We start from the raw sequence: 20,691 nt of genomic DNA, 5'->3' as shown, positions 1-20,691 counted from the left end.
CCAGCTGCGCGGCTGCCGCGTCTCTTTGCTGTTTCCGGTTTGCTGTTGTTTCCGGGCTGTTCGCCCGCAGGCCCCTTCACCGAAATCCGCCGTCGGCAACTGCCGTCCCCCCCGCCGCCGGCGCGCGGCAGTGCCCGCCTGAATCCGCAGGAATCCTCTGGAACTCATCACGATACGAGGGGTGTTCGAGACCGGATCGAGGAAAACCCCGGCCCCGGACGGTTGTTGAAAGTTACCGCAACCAGGAAGTTTTGCCGTCACTTTCCCTTCACTATTCCTGTTCTTGCCCGAATATGACTCCGTGCTGAGCCCGGCTCGAATACCAGTGCAGGAACGGGCGCTTCCGCCCCGTCGTGGCTAGCGTTCGGGTGCCCTGACGAATTTCCGCCCAGGGGGAATTCCTGGCGACGATCGGAGGAAGTCATGGAGATTCAGGTTCTGGGTCCGCTGTGCGCCACCATGAACGGGAAGACGATCGTGCCGACCGCGGGGAAGCCCCGCCAGGTGTTCGCGCTGCTCGCGCTGTACCCCGGCCGCGTCATGCCCGTCTCGACCCTGATGGAAGAGGTCTGGCGCACGGAGCTGCCGCAGAGCGCGATGACCACGCTGCAGACGTACATCATGCAGCTGCGCCGCTGCATCGCCGCCGCGCTCGGCCTGGACGCGCGCGGCGCCGAGAAGAACGTCCTGGCCACCGGGCACGGCGGCTACCTGCTCCAGGTGCCGCCGGAGGCCGTGGACGCCAACCGCTACGAGCGGCTGGTCGCCGAGGGCCAGGAGGCCTTCGACGCGGGCGAGGACGAACGGGCGGCCCGCTGCTTTCGCCAGGGCCTGGCCCTGTGGCGCGGGCCCGCCCTGGTGGACGTCAGACTGGGGCCCGTCCTTGAGATAGAGGCCATGCGCCTGGAGGAGTCCCGCCTGGTGACCGTCGAGCGGCGCATCGACGCGGACCTGCGCCTTGGCCGGCACGCCGAACTCCTGGCCGAACTCACCGACCTGGTGGCCCGCCACCCCCACCACGAGGGCCTGCACGCCCAGGCGATGCTGGCCCTGTACCGCTCGGGGCGGCAGGCCTCCGCCCTGGACGTCTACCGCCGGCTGCGCATGCGCCTGGTCGAGGAGCTCGGCGTGGAGCCCTCGCCGCAGTTACAGCGCCTGCACCAGGCGATGCTCGCGGTCGACCCGGCCCTGGATGTGGTGGCGGGCCCGCGCCGCGGCTCCACCTTCGACCGGTACGCGGCCTGACGCCCCCCATGCCGCCGGGCCTGCCGCACTGCTCGCCGCCGCCCGACGTACCCGACGTACCCGACGTACCCGAGGTGCCGGGGCGGGCGCGGGGGACGGGGGAGCCCCGCGCGGACCATCGGCCCGGGCCCGCACCGCGCCGCCCGGCGCGACCACGGCCCGCGCCCCCGCCCGCGCCCGCGCCTTCGCCTGTGCGGGGCGTTGCCGGGTGCCGCTGGTGGGCCGTGCGCGCCACCCTGGGGCGCGCCCGCGGCGCCGGTGGTGCACCCACAGCCGCTCGTGCACCGCTCAGGTGCGGCTTTACCTCCGCTTGGAAACGCCGGTCCGTGCTGCCTGCCGCCCTTAGGGTGCAGCCAGTTGCGGTGGCTTTTTCACCCGGCGCCTACCCAGAGAGGGGGAGGGGGAGAGCACGCCCCCGAAACACACATGTCTGCTGCCCGCTCCCCGCATGTGACCGTGATCGCGATCGGCGCCGCCGGACCCTTCGGCGACGAGACATGGGACCTGGACCTGCGCGGACCGCTGGACCCCGCGGCCCTGGGCCAGGTCCTTTGCGGCCTCGTCCCGGGCACCGGCTGGCAGCTGCAGGTGCTGCGGCACGGCCCCGACCACCACACGCTGCACCTCGCCGCGACCTCGCCCGGCGCCGAGGCCGCCGAGGCGGCCCGCATCATCGGCCTGCTCACCGACCTGCCCGCCGCCGCCCGCCCGCCCACCCCCGCCCAGGCCCCGGACGCCGCCTTGGACGCCGCCCCCGCCCCGGCCCCGGACGCCGCCCCGGCCCCGGCTCCGCAAGCCGGGCACCCCGATCAGGCCGGGCACGCCGATGAGGCCCGGTACGCCGGTCAGGCCGGGCACGCCTATGAGGCCCGCCTCGTCGACCTGCCCCCCGCGCCCGATGCGGCCGCCGTGCGCGCGGCCCTGCGCGCCGTGCTGTCCGCCCGCCCGCACCTGCACGCCCCGCGCGAGGAGGTGCTGAGCGAGGGCGAGTTCACCAGCGAGGCCGGCTTCGCCGCGGCCGTCGACGCGCTCGGCCGCACCCTTGCCGCCCGCCACGACCTCCCGCTGCGCGCCCTGCTCGCCCGCGACCGCCGCCGCGGACCGCGCCGCGACCGGCTCGCCCTCATCGCCCGCGAGCACACCGTGGACGCCGCCGCCTGGCCAGGCCTCCTGCACGAGGTGGCCGCCGCACTGGAAAGCCGGGCCCCGCACGCCGCCCCGGCCCGCCCCGGGCGCCCCGCCCCCGCCCCGCCCCCGCCGGCCGCCGCCCTGCGGGAGCTGGCCCGCGACCCCGCCGAGGCCCGGCACTGGGCCCAGGTCGCCGACCGCAGGGCCAGCGCCGCCGCCTCCCGCTGCCTGGCCCGGGTGCCCGCCACGGGCACGGACACCGGCGCCGGCGTACCCGATCGCCGCCCCCACGGCGGCGGGCGGGGCATCAGCGTCGACCTCGCGCTGGACGCGGGCCAGAGCCGGCGCATCCTGCAGGGCGTCATCGGGCGCCTGGGCCTGACCCGCGAGCAGGTGCTGACCGGCGTGTTCGCCCTGGCCCTGGCCCGCTGGCGGCGCGTGGAGGAGATCGCCCTCGACGTCCGCACCGCCCCGCCCACCCCCCGGCCCGGCGTGCGCCGCACCAACGGCCGGCTCACCGACGCCTACCCCGTCCAGCTCACCGTGGACCTCAGCCTGCAGGGACTTGGCCAACTCGCCGCCGTGGCCGGGCCGCTGGCCGCCTCCTGCGGGCGCGCCGCCGACGGCGCCGGGTTCGGCGCCTGCCGCGAGCTCAGCGCCAACCCGCTGCTGCGCGATGTACTGGACGCGGTGGAGCCCGCCTGGGCCCGCCTGACGCTGCACACGGGCGAGGAGCCGCTGCCCGAGCCGGCCCCCCGCCGGCCCGGCCCGGCCCCGCGCCACCGCCTGGAGGCCCAGGCCCGCATCACCGGCGGCCGCCTGCACTTCCGCCTCGACTGGGCGCCCGGCCTGCCCGGGGCCTCCGCCGCCCAGGCGGCCGCCCTGGCCGCCCAACTGCAGGACGTGCTCCGGGAGGTGGCCTGCGCCCTGACCGGCCCGCTGCCCTGCGTGCTGCCCGCCACCGCCCAGCAGGCGGCCCTGTTCACCGGCGGCCAGGCAGCCCCCGGCACCGGCCGGCACGTGGAGCAGCTGGTGTGGATCTGGCACGGCCCCCTCGACCTCGCCCGCTTCACCGCCTCCTGGCAGTCGGTCTTCGCCTGCGAGGCCGCCGTACGCACCGCCTTCATCGGCGGCGGCGAACCGAAGCTGATCGTGCACAGCCGCGTCACCCCGGAGATCAGCCGCCGCACCTACCGCCGCGAGGACTGGTCGGACTTCCTCGAACGCGACCGGCTGCGCGGCTTCGACCTGCGCTGCCCGGGCCCGCTGCGCATCACCCTCCTGCAGCCGGCACCGGCCCCGAGCGGACAGAACCCCGACACCACCCGCATCGTGCTCACCTACCACCGCGCCCTGCTCGACAACTGGAGCGCCCACCTGCTGCTGCGCATGTTCCACCGCGCCTACCTCGCCGGCGGCACCGTGCCCGGCGGCGAGCGCAGGCCCGACGTACGCGACTACAGCTGGTGGGTGAACGCCCAGGACCCCCAGCCCGCCCGGGAGTTCTGGGCACGCACCGCACCCCCGCGTGCCGCCGCCGCCCGCCCGGCACGGCCCGGTGCCGCCACCCGGGCCAGCGGCGCCGGCCGCACCCGCCTGCACCTGGACCGCACCCAGACCCACCGCCTGGTGCACTGGGCCGGCACCTTCGGCACCACCGAGTCCAGCGCGCTGCAGGCCGTCTGGGCGATGCTCATCCACCGCGCGTCCGGCGCCGCCGGGCCCGCCCCGGTCTGCTTCGACGCGGCCGTCACCGGCCGCGGCATCGCGCTGCACGACGTCTCCCGCATCCCCGGCGCCCTGCGCAACCACCTGCCCCTGGCCGTCCAGGTCGACCCGGAGGCCAGCCTGCCCGGCCTGCTGCGCGACCTGCGCGACCGGGCCCTGGACCTGGCCGGCTGCGAGTGGCTGCCCGCCGACGCCCTGCGCACCCCGGGACGCCACCAGAGCACCCAGACCGCCGTCGTCTTCGAGGACCCGCCCGACCCGGTGGCGGGCCTGGAGAGCGACCTGGCCGCGCACGGCATCCGCGCGGAGTTCCCCGGCACCGTCCCCGCCCGCGGCGGCCCGCCCCTGGAACTGCTCGCCCGGCACGACCGCAGCGGCTCCCTGGCCCTGACCATGACCTACGACCGCGCCGTGTTCGGCGAGACGGCGGCCCAGCAGCTGCTGGTGCAGACCTCGCTGCTGCTGACCGAACTCCCGCTGCACACCGACGAGTCCACCACGATCGCCCAGGCCCTGCACTTCCTTAACGGCATGCCCGTCCCCGACATGGCACCCTGCTCCGGGCCCGGCGAGGTCCTGCGCACCCTGCGCGCCGCCCGCGATGAACAGGCCGGCACCATCTGCCTCCTGCCGCCGCCGGGCGCCCCGGCCACCTGCTACGACCTTCTGGCCCGCGCCTATGACGGGCCGGAAGAACTCCTTGCGGTGACCGCCACCGCCGATGCCACCGCTGCCGGGCGCGCCCTGAACGCGCGCGGCCACCCCCGCGCCCTGCTGCTCGCCGGGTTCTCCGGCGCCGGCGCGCTCGCCTGCGACCTGGCCCGCCGGCTCGCCGGCGGAGCCCGCCGCGCACCACGGGTGGTGCTCGTCGGCGCCTGCACGGACCCCGACACCCGCGCCCACAGCCTGGCCCGCGCCCTGCGGGACGCCGCCGCCCGCGAACGCGCCTGACCCCCCCCACGAACGCGCCCGTTGCGGCCCGCGGGCGTGCACGGCCCGTTCCGGTGTCCTTCGAGTGCCGCTGGGGCGGCGCCCCGCATCGTGGAAAGAGCGCCCCGAGCCACCAAGGACATGGGAGGCCGTCAATGACGACGACGCCGCACGTGTACGACACCACGGGAGCCGATGCCGCCACCACACCGGACACCATGCCGGACCCCACACCGGACCCCATGGCGGACCCCATGCCGGATCCCGCGCGCCGCGCCGCGGTGGTGATCCCGCCGCTGAGGCTCGCCGGGGTCGACGAGGACGAGGACGCCGCGGCCGAGCCCCACCTCGTCCGCGGCATCGACTGACCCCGCCCGGCACCGGGCTGCAGCAAGAGTGCAAGCGCATCTGAACGGAACTCAACCCGGTCTTGAGCCGCCTCTCCAATACTCAAGACCAGTACGGGACAAGACCGGCACACGACGGCCGGAGCCCGGATCCTGCCATCGTCCTCCGACTCATCCACCGTCCGATCTGCGACGAGAACCAGGGAAGTTGACGGCATGACGAGCACTCGAACCAGACCCGCCGAAGCCGTCGAGGACGTGCTGTGCCGGTTCCTCGCCGACCGCCGCGCCGAGGCCGCGGCGATCGGCCCGGCCTGCGCCGAGGCGGCCGGTGAACTCCAGGCCTACGTCCTGCGCGGCGGCAAACGCATGCGCCCGACCTTCGCCTGGCTGGGCTGGCTCGGCGCCGGCGGCGACGAACGCAGCACCGACGCCGACGCGGTGCTGCGCATCGGCGCCGCCCTGGAACTCTTCCACGCCTCGGCGCTGGTCCACGACGACGTCATCGACGCCTCCGCCACGCGCCGCGGCGCCCCGGCCGCCCACGTGCTGTTCGCCGGCCGGCACCGCGCCCGGTGCTGGACAAGAAGCGCACAGCAGTACGGCACCGGCGCCGCGATCCTGGTCGGGGACCTGGCCCAGAGCTGGGCCGACGACCTGATCCACACCTGCGGCCTGCCGCCCGCGGCACTGGCGCGCGTGGCACCGGTGTGGTCGGCACTGCGCACCGAGGTGCTGCACGGACAGCTCCTCGACCTGACGGCCGAGGCCTCGGGCGACGAGAACCCCGACACACCGCTGCGCGTCAACGAGTACAAGACGGCCTCCTACACCGTGGCGCGCCCCCTGCACATCGGCGCCGCGATCGCCGGCGCCGACGCGGCCCTGATCGCCGCCTACCGCGCGTTCGGCCACGACATCGGCGTCGCCTTCCAGCTGCGCGATGACCTGCTGGGCGTGTTCGGCACCGAGCAGGAGACCGGCAAGCCCTCGGGCGACGACCTCATCCAGGGCAAGCGCACCCTGCTGTTCGCCGTCGCCCTGGCCAACGCCGACGACCAGAACCCGGGCGCGGCGAAGTTCCTGCGCACCCGCATCGGCACCAAGATCACCGACGACGAACTCGCCACCATGCGCACCCTGATCACCGACGTGGGAGCGGTGGACCACATCGAACGCGACATCGCCCGCCGCACCCGGCGGGCCCTGGCCCGCCTCAGAGGCAGCAGCGCGAGCACCCACGCCAAGGACGAGCTGACCGCCCTGGCCGTCCGCGCCACCCAGCGCACCTCGTGACGCCCCACAACCTCACCCCACCACCCCGGCCCGCCGGCCCGGGTACCTGAGCCCACCCCGGCCCAGACCGGCCTACCGCGCACCCCGGGCCGCCCCGGCGGCGCCCGGCGCGCCGGGGACCGGGTGAACTGCCGCGCGCCCGGGCCGCGTTGAAACCCCCGGCGCGCACCTGTCCTGCGCCCGCCCGGCCCGCGAGACGGGCACCGGCCGGCGCCCGCCACCACACCCGCCCGCACCCCTCGCCCGCACGCCTTTTCCGCACACCTTTGCCGAGCACCCCCGTGTTTTCCAGGAGGCCACCGTGTCCGCATTCACCGACGCCGCCGACATACGGCGCCGCAACCGCGCCGTCGTCGAGCAGTACATGAACACCCGGGGGCAGGACCGGCTGCGCCGCCACGAGCTGTTCACCGAGGACGGCATCGGCGGGCTGTGGACCACCGACACCGGCCGGCCCGTTGCCACCCACGGCCGCGACCGCCTGGCCGAGCACGCCGTGTGGTCCCTGAAGTGCTTCCCGGACTGGGAGTGGTACAACGTGCAGATCTTCGAGACGCACGACCCCGACCACTTCTGGGTGGAGTGCGACGGCCGCGGCAAGATCCGCTTCGGGGACTATCCCGAGGGTCATTACGAGAACCACTTCCTGCACTCCTTCGAGTTCGAGAACGGGAAGATCAAGCGGCAGCGCGAGTTCATGAACGGCTTCCAGCAGCTGCGGGCCCTGGGCATCCCCGTCCCCGAGATCAAGCGCACCGGCATCCCGACCTGACCCCACCCCTTCCCCCCTCTTTTTTGCCCCCCGGAGCGGGCCCACCGCCGGATCGGAGTACGCCATGAAGGATGCCGTCCACCACGTCATCCGTGAGCTGAGCATCCGCGGGGCGCGGCAGCAGCCCCGCTGGAGCGACCCTCTGCAGCTGCGCCGGGTGGGCGAGGAACTGGCCGCGCGCCCCGCGCTGGTGCGGGCCAAGGACATTGCCGCCCTGCGCCACCTGCTGGCCCAGGTGGCGCTCGGCAAGGCCCTGGTCGTGCAGGGCGGGGACTGCGCCGAGGACCCCCAGGAGTGCGGGCCGGGCCCGGTGGCCCGCAAGGCGGCCGTGCTCGACCTGCTCGCCGGGGCGCTCGGGCTGAGAGGCGGCCGGCCCGTGCTGCGCGCGGGACGCATCGCGGGACAGTTCGCCAAGCCCCGCACCAAGGACACCGAGACCGTCGACGGCGTCGAACTGCCCGCCTTTCGCGGGCACATGGTCAACGGCCCCGAAGCCGACGCCGAGAGCCGCCGCGCGGACCCGCTGCGCATCCTCACCGGCTACATGGCCGCCAGCGACATCGTCGGCCACCTGGGCTGGCGCGAGCGCGCCGCGGGCCGCGAGGCGATCGGCCCCGCGGTGTGGACCAGCCACGAGGCGCTGCTGCTCGACTACGAGGTGCCCATGCTCCGCTCCGACGACCAGAACGGGCTGTTCCTCAGCTCCACGCACTGGCCGTGGATCGGCGAGCGCACCCGGCAGGTCGACGGCGCCCACGTCGCCCTGCTGTGCGGGGTGGCCAACCCGGTGGCCTGCAAGGTCGGCCCCACCATGGAAGCAGGCGAACTCCTGGCCCTGTGCGAGCGTCTGGACCCCTGGCGCGAGCCGGGACGGCTCACCCTGATCGCACGGATGGGCGCGGACCGCGTCGCCGCCCGCCTGCCGCCCCTGGTGGAGGCCGTGCGCCGGGCCGGCCACCCCGCCATCTGGCTCACCGACCCGATGCACGGCAACACCATCACCGCACCCGGCGGCCACAAGACCCGCATCGTCGCCACCGTCGCCCTGGAGGTCTCCCGCTTCCAGAGGGCCGTGCGCGCCGCGGGCGCCACCCCCGGCGGGCTGCACCTGGAGACCACGCCCGATGCCGTCACCGAGTGCGCCGACACCGCAGCCGACCTGCCCCGTGTCGGCCAGTGCCGCACCACCTTCTGCGACCCGCGCCTCACCCCCCGCCAGGCCCTGTCCGTGATCTCCGCCTGGACCCCCTGACCACCCCTCTCCTTCTCCTCCTCCCTACCGATTCCCGTACCGGTCTTCCGTACCGATTTTCCGTACCGAGCAGGAATGTGCGCACCCGCGCAGGAACAGGAACCCACGCCATGACCGGCATACCCGCCCTGTCCGCCTACCCGCTGCCCGCCCAGGGCGACCTGCCGCCGGCCGCCGTGTCCTGGGAGCCTGCCGGCGAGCGCGCGGTGCTCCTCGTCCACGACATGCAGCGCTACTTCCTCAACCCCCTGCCCGACCCGCTGCGCCGCGAGGTGATCGAGCGCGCGGCCCGGCTGCGCGCCCGCTGCGCCGCCCGCGGGGTGCCGGTGGCCTACACCGCCCAGCCCGGCGGCATGAGCGACCAGCAGCGCGGCCTGCTCAAGGACTTCTGGGGCCCGGGCATGCGCACCGCGCCCGAGGACCGCCGCGTCGTCGACGCCCTGGCCCCGGCCGCGCACGACTGGCAGCTCACCAAGTGGCGCTACAGCGCCTTCTTCCGCACCGACCTGCTCACCCGCATGCGCGCCGCCGGGCGTGACCAGCTCATCCTGTGCGGCGTGTACGCCCACGTCGGCGTCCTGGCCACGGCCGTGGACGCCTTCAGCCACGACATCCAGCCCTTCTTCGTCGCCGACGCCACCGCCGACTTCTCCGCCCACTACCACCGCCAGGCCCTGACCTACGCCGCCGAGCGCTGCGCCCGCGTCGTGCTGGCCCAGGAGGTGTTCGCATGAGCGGCGACCTGCTCGCCCAGGTGCTGGCCGGCAGCGGCCGGCCCTACGCCCTGCTGCACCGGCCCGGCGCCACCGGGACGGACACGGTGGAGGTCCTGACGGGCGAGACGGTGCTGCCCGCCGCCCTCGCCGACATCCCGCTGCCCGCCCCACCGGCCGAGGGCGCCCCCGACACCGCCTGCGGTGGCGGTGCCCGTCACGAGGTGCTGGTCGTGGTGCCCTACCGGCAGCTGACCGAGCGCGGCTTCGCCTGCGCCGACGACGGCACCGACCTGGTCGCGATGAGTATCACCGGCCAGCAGCAGCTGCCCCTGGCCCAGGTCCTCGCCCGCATCCCCGACGTGCCCACCCCGCTGTCCGGCGCCGGCTTCGACGTCGACGACGCCGCCTACGAGGACGTGGTGCGGCGCGTGGTCAAGGAAATGATCGGCACCGGCGAGGGCGCCAACTTCGTCATCAAACGCACCTTCGTCGCCGACATCACCGACTACGGGCCCCCAAGCGCCCCCGCCCTCTTCCGCCGCCTGCTCGAGCGCGAGTCCGGCGCCCACTGGACCTTCCTCATCCACCTGGGCACCCGCACCCTGCTCGGCGCCTCACCCGAGCGGCACGTCAGCCTGGCCGGGGGCACCGCCGTGATGAACCCCATCAGCGGCACCTACCGCTACCCGCCCACCGGGCCGACCCTCACCGGCGTCCTGGACTTCCTGGGCGACCGCAAGGAGACCGACGAGCTGTACATGGTGCTCGACGAGGAACTGAAGATGATGGCCCGGATCTGCCCCGGCGGCGGCCGGGTGGTGGGCCCGTACCTGAAGGAGATGGCCAAGGTCGCCCACACCGAGTACTTCATCGAGGGGCGCACCGACCGCGACGTGCGCGACATCCTGCGCGAGACGATGTTCGCCCCCACCGTCACCGGCAGCCCGCTGCAGAGCGCCTGCCGCACCATCACGCGCTACGAGAGCGGCGGGCGCGGCTACTACAGCGGCGCCGCCGCCCTCATCGGCCGGGACGGGGCCGGCGCGCGCACCATGGACTCCGCGATCCTCATCCGCACCGCCGACATCAGCGCGGCCGGCCGGCTCACGCTGAGCGTCGGCGCCACCATCGTGCGCCACTCCGAGCCCGCCGCGGAGGCCGCCGAGACCCGCGCCAAGGCCGCCGCCCTGCTCTCCGCCTTCGGCGCCGGAGCCCGCACCCAGCGCTTCGGCGAGCACCCGGCGGTACGCCAGGCCCTCACCCGGCGCAACGCCGCCCTGGCCGACTTCTGGCTCACCGACACCCCCGCGCGCCCCGCGGCGCACCCGCAGCTGGCCGATCGCTCGGTGCTGGTGGTGGACGCCGAGGACACCTTCACCTCCATGCTGCAGCAGCAACTCACCTCCCTGGGGCTGAAGGTGAGCCTGCGCCGCTTCGACGAGCCCTACGCCCTGGAGGGCCACGACCTGATCGTGCTCGGCCCCGGCCCGGGCGACCCGCGCCGGCGCGCCCACCCCAAGATGCGCCACCTGCACCAGGCGGTGCGGGCCCTGCTGCACCAGCGGCGCCCGTTTCTGGCGGTGTGCCTCAGCCACCAGGTCCTGGGCCTGCAGCTGGGCCTGCAGCTGCACCGCAGGCCCACCCCCCACCAGGGCGTGCAGAAGCAGATCGACCTGTTCGGCGCCGCCGAACAGGTCGGCTTCTACAACACCTTCGCGCTCCTGGCCGACGCCGACCAATTCACCGCGCCCGGCCACGGGAGCGTCCGCGTCAGCAGGGACGCAGCCACAGGAGAGGTGCACGCCCTGAGCGGGCCGGGCTTTGCCTCCCTGCAGTTCCACCCGGAGTCGGTGCTGACCCGGCAGGGGCCGCGCATCGTCGCCACCCGCCTGGCCGCGCTGCTCCAGCCGGCCACCGCCGCCGCCCGCCCCTGACCCCCGGGGGGGGGCGGGCCTGCCGAGAGCACACCAGTGGAGTCAAGTGGAGTCAAAGGGAGACCAGATGCACACCTATGTCGTCGTCGACGCGTTCGCCACGGCGCCGCTCACCGGCAATCCGGTGGCGGTGTACGACGGGGCCGACGACCTGAGCGGCGAGCAGATGCAGGCCATCGCCCGGGAGATGAACCTGTCGGAGACCACCTTCGTGCTCCGCCCCCGCCACCCGGACCACCACGCCCATGTGCGGATCTTCACGCCGGTCAACGAACTGCCCTTCGCCGGGCACCCCTTGCTGGGCACCGCCATCGCGCTCGGCCGGCGCATCGAGGGCGACCGGCTGGCGGTCGAGACCGCCATGGGCGTGATCCCCTTCGAGCTGCGGCGCAAGGACGGCCGGGCGGTGTGGGCGAGCATGCGCCAGCCGGTGCCGGTGTGGGAGCCCTTCGACCGGGCCGGGGAACTCCTTGAGGCGCTCGGCATCCCCTCTGCGGCGCTGCCGGTGGAGATCTACCGCAACGGCCCCAGGCACGTCCTGGTCGGCCTGGAGAGCGTCGAGGCGCTGTCCAAGCTGGACCCCGACCACCGCGCCCTTGCCGCCTTTCCCGACATGGCGGCCAACTGCTTCGCGGGCCAGGGCAGTTCCTGGCGCAACCGGATGTTCTCACCCGCCTACGGGGTCGTGGAGGACGCGGCCACCGGCTCCGCCGCGGGCCCCATCGCCATCCACCTGGCCCGCCACGGCCTGGCCGGCTACGGGCAGCGCCTCGTCATCACCCAGGGCGTGGAGATGGGCCGCCCCTCGCCCATGGGCGCGCTCGCGCACGGCAGCGGCGAGGACGTCACCAGCGTCGAGGTCTCGGGCGCCGGCGTGATCACCCTGGAAGGGGTCCTGCATGTCTGACCTCACCGCCCCCGCCGCCGCTGCCGGTGCTGCCGTGCCCCGGTCGGAGACGATGACCGGCACTGTGCAGGTGCCCTTCCCCGAGTTCATCCAGCCGCCCGAAGAGCCCCTGGGGCTGCTGGCCGCCTGGCTCGCGGACGCCGCCGAGCGGGGGGTGCGCGAGCCGCGCGCGCTGGCCCTGGCCACCGCCGACGCCCAGGGGCGCACCTCCTCGCGCACCGTGGCCCTGAGCGAGGTCAGCGGCGACGGCATCGTCTTCCTCACCCACGCCGGCAGCCGCAAGGGCCGCGAACTGGCCCAGAACCCCTGGGCATCGGGCGTGCTGTACTGGCGCGAGACCAGCCGGCAGGTCACCTTCGCCGGCCCGGTCAGCCCCCTGCCCGCGGCGCGGTCGCAGGAGCTGTGGTGCGCGCGGGCCCCCTTCACGCACGCGATGAGCACGGCCTCGCGCCAGAGCGAGCCCCTCGACGGTCTGGAGGATGTGGCCCGGCTGCGGGCCAGGGCGCGGGAGCTGGGCACCCCGCTGCGCCCGCTGCCGCGCCCCGACACCTTCGTGGGCTACCGCCTGGAGCCGGTCACCGTCGAGTTCTGGGGCCAGGGCAGCGACCGGCTGCACGAGCGGCTGCTCTACCAGCGCACCCGCGGCGCCTGGAGGGTGGGCCGGCTGCAGCCGTGAGCGGGGCACCGCAGCGGCGCCCGCCCCCGCCGGTGGCGGGGGCGGGCCGGCCCGCTGCAGCCCCCGTGGGGGCCGCCCGCCGCCAGGGGGACCCTCAACCCCGCGGCAGCGGGCGGCGCCTGCGGCGCGCTCTCACCATTGAAGGAGCGCGAACCCCGCGGCCATGCCGCCGCCGAACCCGGCCAGCAGGATCAGCTCGCCCGGCCGCAAGGCGCCGCTGCGCCGGGCCGCGTCCAGGGTCAGGGGGATGGAGGCGGCGCCGGTGTTGGCGTACTGGGTCAACGTCAGGTGCATGGTGGCGTGAGGCAGCGCCAGGTCGGCGAAGAGCGCGTCCAGCAGCACGCCGTTGGCCTGGTGCGGCACGAAGTGGGCGATGTCGTCGGGGACCACGCCGGCCTCGTCGAGGAACTGCTTGGCCAGCCGCGGCAGATGGTCGGCGACGAAGCGGCGCACCCCGCGCCCGTCCATGGTGAAGTACTGCCGGCCCGCGGCCAGGGCCTGCTCGTCCAGGGGCAGCCGGCTGCCGCCGCCGGGCACCTCGATGAGGTGGGCGAACTCGCCGAAGGAGGACAGCTGCAGATGCCGGATACGCGCCCCCGCCCCCGCCCCGGTGGCGGTGGGGGCCGGGCCCAGGACCATCGCGCCGGCGCCGTCGCCGAAGAGCACGGCGGTCCTGCGGTCGGCGCGGTTGAGGATGCGCGAGTACACGTCGGCGCCGATGACCAGCGCATGGCCGCCGCGCCGCGCGAGCAGGCCCTCGGCGGCCGACAGCGCGAACACCTCGCCGGAGCACACGGAGTTGACATCCAGCGCCGCCGCACCGGCCGCGCCCAGGCCGGCCTGCACATAGGCGGCCGTGGGCGGCTGCGGCCGGTCCGGCGTGGACGTGGCGACCACGATCACCGACAGCTCACCGGCCGTGACGCCGGCCGCGTCGAGTGCGGCCCGGGCCGCGTGCACGGCCAGGTCCGAGGTGGCCTGGCCGGGCGCGGCCCAGCGGCGGCCGCGGATCGCGGTCTTGTGGACGATCCAGGCGTCGTCGACCCCGGCCGCCGCGGCGACCTCGTCGTTGGACACGGCCCGCTCGGGCACATAGGCGCCCGTCCCCAGGATCCTGACCTCGCTCATGCGGCGGCCCTCTTCTCATGCTTCTCATGCGGCCGGGCGCCCGGCGCGGTGGGCGGCACGGCGGCTACCGGGTCTCGTACAGGCGCTTGTGGCCGCTGATCCCGGCCAGGCGGAAGGGGCCGGTGGTCTGCTCAGGGGTGGCGTGGTCGCTGCCGTCGGTGGGCAGGGCCCGCTGGTGCAGGGCGCGGTAGGCGGCGTAGGAGACCGGAGTGCGCCGGGCGATCGCGGTGCGGTGCTGCTCGGTGCGCAGCCGCCGGCGGTAGCCGGCCACGGGCACGCCGGCGAAGAACTCGGCGACCGATCCGGAGCCGTAGCTGAACAGGGCTATGGGGCGGCCGGTGAGGTCCTCGGCCTGGTCGAGGAGGGCGGCCAGGCCCAGGTAGAGCGAGGCGGTGTAGCTGTTGCCGATCAGCCGGTTGTAGGCGGTGGTCAGGCCGACGGCGCCGGTGACGGCCTCGGTGCCGGTGTCGTTGCCGGTGAAGTTCAGCAGGTGGCGGTGGGCCTTGGCGGCCATCCGGGTGAAGGGCTGGTGGTAGCAGAACGCGGCGAACTCCTCCAGGGCGCGCCCGCCCTGCTCGCCGTAGTCCTTCCAGGCGCCCTCGGCGGCCTGCAGGTAGGCCGCCACCGAGCCGGGGCCGTCCACCAGGGCCGCCTCGCGGTAGTTGGGCCGCCAGAAGTCCATGACGTCGGCGGTGAACACCCCCGAGGGGTCCTCGATGCGCACCAGGGCCGGGTCCACGCCGACGAGCATCGCCACCGCCGCCGCTCCCTGGGTGGCCTCGCCGGGGCTGTCCAGCTCGTACTTGGAGATGTCGCTGGCGATGACCAGGACCTGCTGGGCGGGGTCGCGCCGCACCAGGCCGATGGCGAACTGCAGGGCCGCGGTGGCGCCGTAGCAGGCCTGCTTCAGCTCCACCACGCGCGTCGCCGAGGCCAGCCCGAGCAGCGAGTGCACGTACACGCCGGCCGCCTTGGCCTGGTCGATGGAGGACTCGGTGGCCAGGATGACCGTGCGGATCCCGCTGGTGCCGTGGGCTGCGACGAGGGGGGCGGCGGCCGCGGCGGCGAGGGTGACGATGTCCTCGTCGGCGGCGGGCACGCTCATCGCCTCCTGGCCGATGCCGGCGTGGTACTTGCCGATGTCGGTGCCGTGGTGCGCGGCGAGCTCGGTGTGGGCCAGGACGAACTCGCCCGTGGCGAAGGACAGATCGTGGATTCCGATGGACAGGGGCATGTCCTAGACACCAACCCTTGCGGTCGTGTGGGAGCGTTCCAGGCGGACGTGGGCGCGCATCAGCTCGCCGGGGTTCGTCTGCGCGGCCAGCAGGGACAGCTCGCCGCACAGCACGGTGGCCGCCGCGGTGACGGCCAGACGGCGGGCGTTCTCGCCGGGCGCGCGCTCGGCACGGCAGCCCAGGCGGGTCAGGTTCGTCTCGACGAAGCCCAGGGCCTTGCCGTTGCCGACGGTGCCGACGATCAGGTTCGGCAGCGTGCAGGAGAAGTACAGGTCGCCGTCGCGGTCCTCGGCGGTGGTGACGCCTTGGGAGCCCTCGACGATGTTGGCCGCGTCCTGGCCGGTGGCCAGGTAGAAGCCGAGCAGCATGTTCGCGTAGTGGGCGTTGGCCGAGCGGATCCCGCCCGCCAGCAGGGTGCCCAGCAGGTTCTTGCGGACGTTCAGCTTCTCGATCTTCGCGGCGGTGGTGTGCAGCTGCTCCTCGACCAGGGCGCGCGGCACGGTCAGTTCGGTGACCACGTTCTTGCCGCGGCCGAGCAGGCCGTTGATGGCGGTGGCCTTCTTGTCCGTGCAGTAGTTGCCCGAGATGGACCCGTACGAGATCCCGGGAATGGTCTGCAGCAGGTGGCGCAGCAGTGCGTCGGAGGCCAGCGTTGCCATGTTGTGGCCGGAGGCGTCCCCGGTGCTGAACTCGAAGCGCAGGAACAGCAGATGGCCGGTGATCTCGTGGCGGACGCCGAGCAGGTGCGCGAAGCGGCTGCAGCCGCGCACCACCTCCTGCAGCTCGCCCAGGCGGGCCTCGACAGCGCGGGCGGCCGCGTACGCGGTGGGGGCGTCGAGGGCCTCCACCAGCACCGAGCGGGTCATCCGCTCGTCGACCAGGGTGGCGACGATGCCCTTGTCGGTGAGCATGGAGATGCGCGCGCCGCGGGCCACCGAGGGCCACAGCGGCGACTCGTAGGTGGCCAGCGGCACCTTGGTCTCCATCTCGGCGACGTTGCCGCAGATGCGCACGGGCCCCACCCACTGCATCGGGACGCCGGCGATCGCATGGGTGTCGGTCATGGTGTGCTTCCTGTCAGGTCGAGTACGTCAAGGGAGTCCAGCAGGCTGGAGCGGCGGGCGAGCGCGCCGGTGTCGATGCCGCGGTCGGTGCAGAAGTCGCGCAGCGAGCCCTGGATCAGCACGTCGCAGCGGGCCAGGTCGGCGGGGGTGCGGGCCCCGAGCATGGTCTGCAGGGCGGCCAGCTGCTCCAGCCAGGTGGTGATGCGGGCGACCAGGGCGCTGACGCCGTCGTCGATCAGGGTGCGCAGGAAGAGGCCGGAGACGCCGACGGCGCGGGCGCCAAGGGCCAGGCTGCGGGCGACGTCCAGCGGGTGGCGCACGCCGCCGGAGGCGAGCACCGGCAGCGGCGCGTCCTGGGCGTCCAGCAGGCAGGCGGCGGTGGACTGGCCCCAGCCGTGCAGGAAGGCGTAGTCGGCCCTCTCGCGGCGCCCGTTCTCGATGCGGGCGAAGTCGGTGCCGCCGCGCCCGGCGACATCGGCCACCGCCACGCCCAGCTCGGCGAGGACGTCGATGGTCTGCCGGCTCAGGCCGTTGCCGACCTCCTTGACGATCACGGGGACGCCGGCGCCGGCCGCGATCTGCTCGATCCGCCCCGCCCAGGAGGCGAAGGACCGGTCGCCCTCGGGCATGGGGGTCTCCTGCGCGGTGTTGAGGTGGATCTGCAGGGCGTCGGCCTCCAGCAGGTCCACGGCCCGGCGCGCCCCGTCCAGGGAGGTGGTGGCGTTGATGTTGGCCATCACGAAGCCGTGCGGGTTGTGGCTGCGCAGCACGCGGAAGGTGCCGGCGCAGGAGGGGTCCTTCAGATAGGCGCTCATGGAGCCCGAGGCGATGGCGATGCCGCTCTCGGCGGCGGCGGTGGCCAGGTCCCGGTTGATGGCGCCGGTGTGGGCGGAGCCGCCGGTCATCGCGTTGATGTAGAGCGGGGCCCTCCAGTGGATGCCGGCGAAGGACGTGGCCGACGAGATGTCGGGCCGGTCGATGCCGGCCAGCGCGTGGTGGACGAAGGCCACCTCGTCGAAGGGGCTGTGGCCGCGGTGCGCCCGCTGCTGCTCCATGGCCAGGCGGACATGGTCGTCCTTGCGTTGAGCACTGCTCATGGCAGGTTCCTTTCCGGGGCGGGTCCCACGAACAGGGGCCGCACGCCGCCGGCGGCCCACCGCCGGTGCACGCGCGCGATGTCGTCGGCGGCGCCGGCGTCCAGCAGGGCGATGCCGCAGTCGCCGCCGCCGGCCCCCGACGGCTTGGCCGCGCCGCCGACGGCCTCCGCCGCCGCGCACAGCGCCGTCAGCTCGGGCGTGAAGATGCCCAGGCCCACCGCGGCGTCCAGGCGCGCCAACTCCGTGCGGGCCAACCGGACCTGGCGCAGCAGCGCCATGTCGTCGCCGCCGGTCAGCGCGTCGATCGCGGCGGTGACCAGGTCGGTGCTGGCCGCGACGAACTCCTTGTAGGCGGCCAGCTCGCGCCAGCCGCGCCGGTGCAGGCCGCCCACCAGGCGGGCGGTGGAGGCGGGCCGTCCGGTCCAGCCGACCTCCAGGCGCAGGCCGCGCGGTGCGGGCAGCGGGGTCACCTCCAGGCCCGGCCAGGGCGCGCGCAGCGCCGCCGCGATGCCGCGGCGCCGCGCGAGCGCACGCACCCGGGCGCGGTCGGGCGCACGGTAGGCGATCCAGCCGCCGTAGACGGCGGCGGCGAGATCGCCGCCGGAGCCCCGGGGATCCAGCCGCGCGCCCGCCAGCAGCGCCAGGCGCAGCAGCTGCGGGCGCGACAGCATCAGCCCGCCGTGGGCGGCCAGGGCCTCCACGCTCGCCACCGTCACCGCGCCGCTGGAGCCCAGACCGAACTTCCGCCCCCGCTCGTGCAGGGTGCTTTCCACGGCGATGCGCACCCGGGGCGGGGGCAGGCCGTGCTCGGCCAGCAGCGCGGCGACACTCTCCACGGCCGCCACCACATGCGCCGAAGCGGTACGCACCTGCTGCTCGTCCTGCCCCGGGGCCACCCGCAGGCGCGCGCCCTGCCACTGCCAGCGCATCGGGTCCGCCACCAGGTCGGAGACGATCACGACGCCGCGCGTACTGGAGGCGCGCACGGTGACGGTGACGGCCCGCTCCACGGCGGTCACGATCGCCGGACTGCCGGGTTCGAGGACCGCGTACTCGCCCGCGACGAACAGCTTGCCCGGCGCGCTGCGCACCACCGCCCGCCCGCCGGTCATCGCCCGTCCGCCTCGAGCAGGCGGGCACCCTGGCCGGGCCGGGCGACGTGCACCGCACCGCCGGCGCAGGCGGTGCGTACGGCGGCGGCCACCCGCTGCGCGTCCGGGCTGCGGCACAGCACCTTCACGTTCGGGCCCGCGTCCATGGTGGCGTAGGCGAGCACCCCCTCGCGGCGCAGCTGCAGCACGCTGTCGAGCACCGCCAGTGAGGCCGGGGCCAGGTAGCGCACCGCCGGCCGGGCCGCCAGCATGGTCGCGTGCATGCCCAGCGCGTTGCGCTCGGCGATCTCGCCGACCGCCTCGAGATCGGCGCGCAGCAGCGCGAGGCGCATCGCGGCCAGGTCGTCGGCGCTGGAGGCGGCCCACGGCCCGTACAGCGGCGAGGTCTCAACGGTGCGGCGCATGGCGGCGCGGCTGGAGAGGTGCTTGGGCCCGGCGTCGACGACCGCGACGACCAGCGCCGGATCCAGCTCGCCCGCGGGCACCGGCTCCGCGTACGAGGCGAGATCGGCCGCACCCCCCGCGCCGCCCCCCACTCCTGCACCGCCTTCGCTGCCGTGGCCCGCGTGCCACAGGGCGAAGCCGCCGAAGATCGACCGGGACGCCGAACCGGAGCCGCGCCGCGCCAGGCGCGACAGCGCGGTGGGGTCCGCATCGAGCCCGTAGGCGTGCGCGGCGGCCACCGCCAGGGCGGCGAACCCGCTGGCGGAGGAGGCGAGTCCGGCCCCGGTGGGCACCGTGTTGCGGGTGTCGACGACGGCCCGCACGAACACCCCCGCCCGGTCGCGGACCAGGTCCAGGAAGGCCACGATGCGCGCCAGCGCCTCGCCGGTCGCGGGCACCCCGCCAAGGGTCACGACATCGCGCCGCGCCCCGGGGGCGCAGCGCACGGTCGTGGTGGTGGGGAAGATGTCCAGGGTCATCGACAGGCTGTCGGTGCACGGCAGGACGAGCTCCTCGTCCCGCTTGCCCCAGTACTTGATCAGCGCGATGTTGGGGTGCGCGACGGCGGTGGCCGCGGCCGGCTCCCCGGGCGCGCGCACCGGCGCCCCGCCCGGCATGCGCACGGCCCGCCCGGACACACCGGACACGCCGGACGCGACGGGCGCGGGCGGTGCGGGCACGGCCGGTGCGGGCAGGGCCTGTTCGGGCGCGGCCGGCTCGGACACGGTCTGTTCAGACATGGCCACTGGCCCTCCTCAGCGGTACGACCCAGGTCTGGGCGGCGCCGGTCTCGTGCAGGCGGGCGGTGACCGTGCGGGCGTGCTCCGGGCGGGTCAGCGCGATCATGCAGCCGCCCAGACCGCCACCGGTGATCTTCGCGCCGAGGCTGCCCGCGTCCAGCGCGGCCGTGACCAGGGCGTCGATCCGGTCGGTGCTCAGCCCGGCCGCACCCAGCAGCGCGTGATACTCCGTCAGCTGCGCGCCCAGCTCCGCGGCCCGGCCCGCGGCGAGCGCCGCGACGGCGGTGTCGACGAGGCGGCCCGCGCGCTCCACGAAGCGCTCCTGCGCACCGGCGCCGGTGAAACTCGCGCGCAGCCGGCGCACGGCCTCCTTGGTGCTGCCCGGACTGCCGCTGTCGGCCACCACGAGCAAGGTGTCGCAGCCGATGGCCAGTTCGGCGGCCCGGCCCGCCTGGAAGCGCAGCGGGGCACTGGCGCCGACGGCCCGCGCGTCCACGCCGCTGGCCCGCCCGTGCGCCACGTTCTCGGCCGTCTGCACCAGATCGAAGGCGTCCGCATCGCTCAGGTCGCGGTCGAAGAGATTGGCCAGGGCCAGCACGATCGCCCGCGAGGTGGCGGCGCTGGAGCCCAGCCCGCCGCCGGGCGGCACCGTGCCGTCGACAATGACGTCCAGGTGCGCCTCGTCGGTCACCCCCGTGCGCGCCTTGAACGCCGCCGTCAGCCGGCGCAGGCTCTCGGAGACCTGCGTCACCATCGTGCGGGTCACCGAACCGGTCGCGGTGAACGACAAGTTGTCCGCGGCGCCGGCCTGCGCGCTGCCGGCCGACCAGCCGGCGCTGGCCGTGGCCGTCAGCTGCGGGATCGGCACGGCCCCCCCCGCCGCCCCCGACACCACCCCGCGGGCGCCCCCCCCGAAGTGCCTTGCGGGGGGGCGGGCCCA

Annotated in this window: 18 protein-coding genes; 11 read left to right on the top strand and 7 right to left on the bottom strand. The window is 75.0% G+C overall.

Annotated elements, in window-relative coordinates; genetic code table 11:
- From ACFWZ5_RS29830 to phzG, 11 genes are all read left to right on the top strand, one after another.
- Positions 1-297, top strand: a 297-nt coding sequence (locus ACFWZ5_RS29830; RefSeq protein WP_384891561.1) for a hypothetical protein, incomplete at its 5' end; no start/stop codon positions are given.
- Between the two features lie 126 nt (positions 298-423).
- On the top strand, positions 424-1,245 hold the full coding sequence (locus ACFWZ5_RS29825) for a BTAD domain-containing putative transcriptional regulator (protein ID WP_384794739.1): 822 nt from the start codon (positions 424-426) through the stop codon (positions 1,243-1,245).
- A 426-nt stretch (positions 1,246-1,671) separates the two neighbouring features.
- Complete coding sequence (locus tag ACFWZ5_RS29820) at positions 1,672-5,052, top strand: condensation domain-containing protein (protein WP_384794737.1); 3,381 nt, start codon at positions 1,672-1,674, stop codon at positions 5,050-5,052.
- A gap of 134 nt (positions 5,053-5,186) precedes the next feature.
- Positions 5,187-5,399 carry a hypothetical protein gene (locus ACFWZ5_RS29815; RefSeq protein WP_384794735.1) on the top strand — a complete coding sequence of 71 codons (213 nt, stop codon included), beginning with the start codon at positions 5,187-5,189 and terminating at the stop codon, positions 5,397-5,399.
- A gap of 195 nt (positions 5,400-5,594) precedes the next feature.
- The gene (locus ACFWZ5_RS29810) at positions 5,595-6,674 is read left to right on the top strand and encodes a polyprenyl synthetase family protein (RefSeq protein WP_384794733.1); all 1,080 of its coding nucleotides are present in this window, start codon (positions 5,595-5,597) and stop codon (positions 6,672-6,674) included.
- Between the two features lie 301 nt (positions 6,675-6,975).
- Positions 6,976-7,446, top strand: coding sequence for a PhzA/PhzB family protein (locus ACFWZ5_RS29805; RefSeq protein ID WP_384794731.1), 471 nt, complete (start codon positions 6,976-6,978; stop codon positions 7,444-7,446).
- Between the two features lie 64 nt (positions 7,447-7,510).
- On the top strand, positions 7,511-8,698 hold the full coding sequence (locus ACFWZ5_RS29800) for a 3-deoxy-7-phosphoheptulonate synthase (protein WP_384794729.1): 1,188 nt from the start codon (positions 7,511-7,513) through the stop codon (positions 8,696-8,698).
- A 110-nt stretch (positions 8,699-8,808) separates the two neighbouring features.
- Positions 8,809-9,432, top strand: coding sequence for an isochorismatase family protein (locus ACFWZ5_RS29795; RefSeq protein ID WP_384794727.1), 624 nt, complete (start codon positions 8,809-8,811; stop codon positions 9,430-9,432).
- The gene (locus ACFWZ5_RS29790; RefSeq protein ID WP_384794725.1) at positions 9,429-11,348 is read left to right on the top strand and encodes an anthranilate synthase family protein; all 1,920 of its coding nucleotides are present in this window, start codon (positions 9,429-9,431) and stop codon (positions 11,346-11,348) included. Before ACFWZ5_RS29795 ends, ACFWZ5_RS29790 begins: the two co-directional genes overlap by 4 nt.
- A gap of 67 nt (positions 11,349-11,415) precedes the next feature.
- Positions 11,416-12,255 (top strand): PhzF family phenazine biosynthesis protein, encoded by an 840-nt coding sequence (locus ACFWZ5_RS29785; protein ID WP_384794723.1) that lies wholly within the window; start codon positions 11,416-11,418, stop codon positions 12,253-12,255.
- Entirely contained in the window at positions 12,248-12,931 is a 684-nt protein-coding gene (gene phzG / locus ACFWZ5_RS29780; protein ID WP_384794721.1) for a phenazine biosynthesis FMN-dependent oxidase PhzG, read from the top strand. Before ACFWZ5_RS29785 ends, phzG begins: the two co-directional genes overlap by 8 nt.
- 132 nt (positions 12,932-13,063) lie before the next feature.
- On the opposite strand, the gene ACFWZ5_RS29775 is transcribed toward phzG, so the two are convergent.
- The 7 genes from ACFWZ5_RS29775 to mvk form a co-directional block, all read right to left on the bottom strand.
- The gene (locus ACFWZ5_RS29775) at positions 13,064-14,059 is read right to left on the bottom strand and encodes a 3-oxoacyl-ACP synthase III family protein (RefSeq protein WP_384794719.1); all 996 of its coding nucleotides are present in this window, start codon (positions 14,057-14,059) and stop codon (positions 13,064-13,066) included.
- Between the two features lie 64 nt (positions 14,060-14,123).
- Entirely contained in the window at positions 14,124-15,293 is a 1,170-nt protein-coding gene (locus ACFWZ5_RS29770; protein WP_384794717.1) for a hydroxymethylglutaryl-CoA synthase, read from the bottom strand.
- Between the two features lie 3 nt (positions 15,294-15,296).
- Complete coding sequence (locus ACFWZ5_RS29765; protein WP_384794715.1) at positions 15,297-16,358, bottom strand: hydroxymethylglutaryl-CoA reductase; 1,062 nt, start codon at positions 16,356-16,358, stop codon at positions 15,297-15,299.
- The gene (fni, locus tag ACFWZ5_RS29760; protein ID WP_384794713.1) at positions 16,355-17,455 is read right to left on the bottom strand and encodes a type 2 isopentenyl-diphosphate Delta-isomerase; all 1,101 of its coding nucleotides are present in this window, start codon (positions 17,453-17,455) and stop codon (positions 16,355-16,357) included. Before fni ends, ACFWZ5_RS29765 begins: the two co-directional genes overlap by 4 nt.
- A complete protein-coding gene (locus ACFWZ5_RS29755; protein WP_384794711.1) occupies positions 17,452-18,567 on the bottom strand; it encodes a phosphomevalonate kinase in 1,116 nt (371 codons plus the stop codon). The genes fni and ACFWZ5_RS29755 overlap by 4 nt, the downstream gene beginning before the upstream one ends.
- Positions 18,564-19,628: a diphosphomevalonate decarboxylase gene (gene mvaD / locus ACFWZ5_RS29750; RefSeq protein ID WP_384794765.1), complete on the bottom strand. Its 1,065-nt coding sequence runs from the start codon at positions 19,626-19,628 to the stop codon at positions 18,564-18,566. The genes ACFWZ5_RS29755 and mvaD overlap by 4 nt, the downstream gene beginning before the upstream one ends.
- Positions 19,629-19,743: 115 nt before the next feature.
- Complete coding sequence (gene mvk / locus ACFWZ5_RS29745) at positions 19,744-20,643, bottom strand: mevalonate kinase (RefSeq protein WP_384891562.1); 900 nt, start codon at positions 20,641-20,643, stop codon at positions 19,744-19,746.
- Positions 20,644-20,691: the final 48 nt, after the last annotated feature.

Source organism: Streptomyces sp. NPDC059003 (assembly GCF_042740445.1).
GTDB lineage: Bacteria > Actinomycetota > Actinomycetes > Streptomycetales > Streptomycetaceae > Streptomyces.
The sequence above is the reverse complement of the archived record's forward strand: the minus strand, read 5'-3'. Positions and strand labels throughout refer to the sequence as shown.

Excerpts from the sequence above, each read along its gene's own strand:
- ACFWZ5_RS29825 (WP_384794739.1), top strand. The coding sequence starts at position 424 with ATGGAGATTCAGGTTCTGGGTCCGCTGTGCGCCACCATGAACGGGAAG.
- ACFWZ5_RS29820 (WP_384794737.1), top strand. The coding sequence starts at position 1,672 with ATGTCTGCTGCCCGCTCCCCGCATGTGACCGTGATCGCGATCGGCGCC.
- ACFWZ5_RS29815 (WP_384794735.1), top strand. The coding sequence starts at position 5,187 with ATGACGACGACGCCGCACGTGTACGACACCACGGGAGCCGATGCCGCC.
- ACFWZ5_RS29810 (WP_384794733.1), top strand. The coding sequence starts at position 5,595 with ATGACGAGCACTCGAACCAGACCCGCCGAAGCCGTCGAGGACGTGCTG.
- ACFWZ5_RS29800 (WP_384794729.1), top strand. The coding sequence starts at position 7,511 with ATGAAGGATGCCGTCCACCACGTCATCCGTGAGCTGAGCATCCGCGGG.
- ACFWZ5_RS29795 (WP_384794727.1), top strand. The coding sequence starts at position 8,809 with ATGACCGGCATACCCGCCCTGTCCGCCTACCCGCTGCCCGCCCAGGGC.
- ACFWZ5_RS29790 (WP_384794725.1), top strand. The coding sequence starts at position 9,429 with ATGAGCGGCGACCTGCTCGCCCAGGTGCTGGCCGGCAGCGGCCGGCCC.
- ACFWZ5_RS29785 (WP_384794723.1), top strand. The coding sequence starts at position 11,416 with ATGCACACCTATGTCGTCGTCGACGCGTTCGCCACGGCGCCGCTCACC.
- phzG (WP_384794721.1), top strand. The coding sequence starts at position 12,248 with ATGTCTGACCTCACCGCCCCCGCCGCCGCTGCCGGTGCTGCCGTGCCC.
- ACFWZ5_RS29775 (WP_384794719.1), bottom strand. The coding sequence starts at position 14,059 with ATGAGCGAGGTCAGGATCCTGGGGACGGGCGCCTATGTGCCCGAGCGG.
- ACFWZ5_RS29770 (WP_384794717.1), bottom strand. The coding sequence starts at position 15,293 with ATGCCCCTGTCCATCGGAATCCACGATCTGTCCTTCGCCACGGGCGAG.
- ACFWZ5_RS29765 (WP_384794715.1), bottom strand. The coding sequence starts at position 16,358 with ATGACCGACACCCATGCGATCGCCGGCGTCCCGATGCAGTGGGTGGGG.
- fni (WP_384794713.1), bottom strand. The coding sequence starts at position 17,455 with ATGAGCAGTGCTCAACGCAAGGACGACCATGTCCGCCTGGCCATGGAG.
- ACFWZ5_RS29755 (WP_384794711.1), bottom strand. The coding sequence starts at position 18,567 with ATGACCGGCGGGCGGGCGGTGGTGCGCAGCGCGCCGGGCAAGCTGTTC.
- mvaD (WP_384794765.1), bottom strand. The coding sequence starts at position 19,628 with ATGCCGGGCGGGGCGCCGGTGCGCGCGCCCGGGGAGCCGGCCGCGGCC.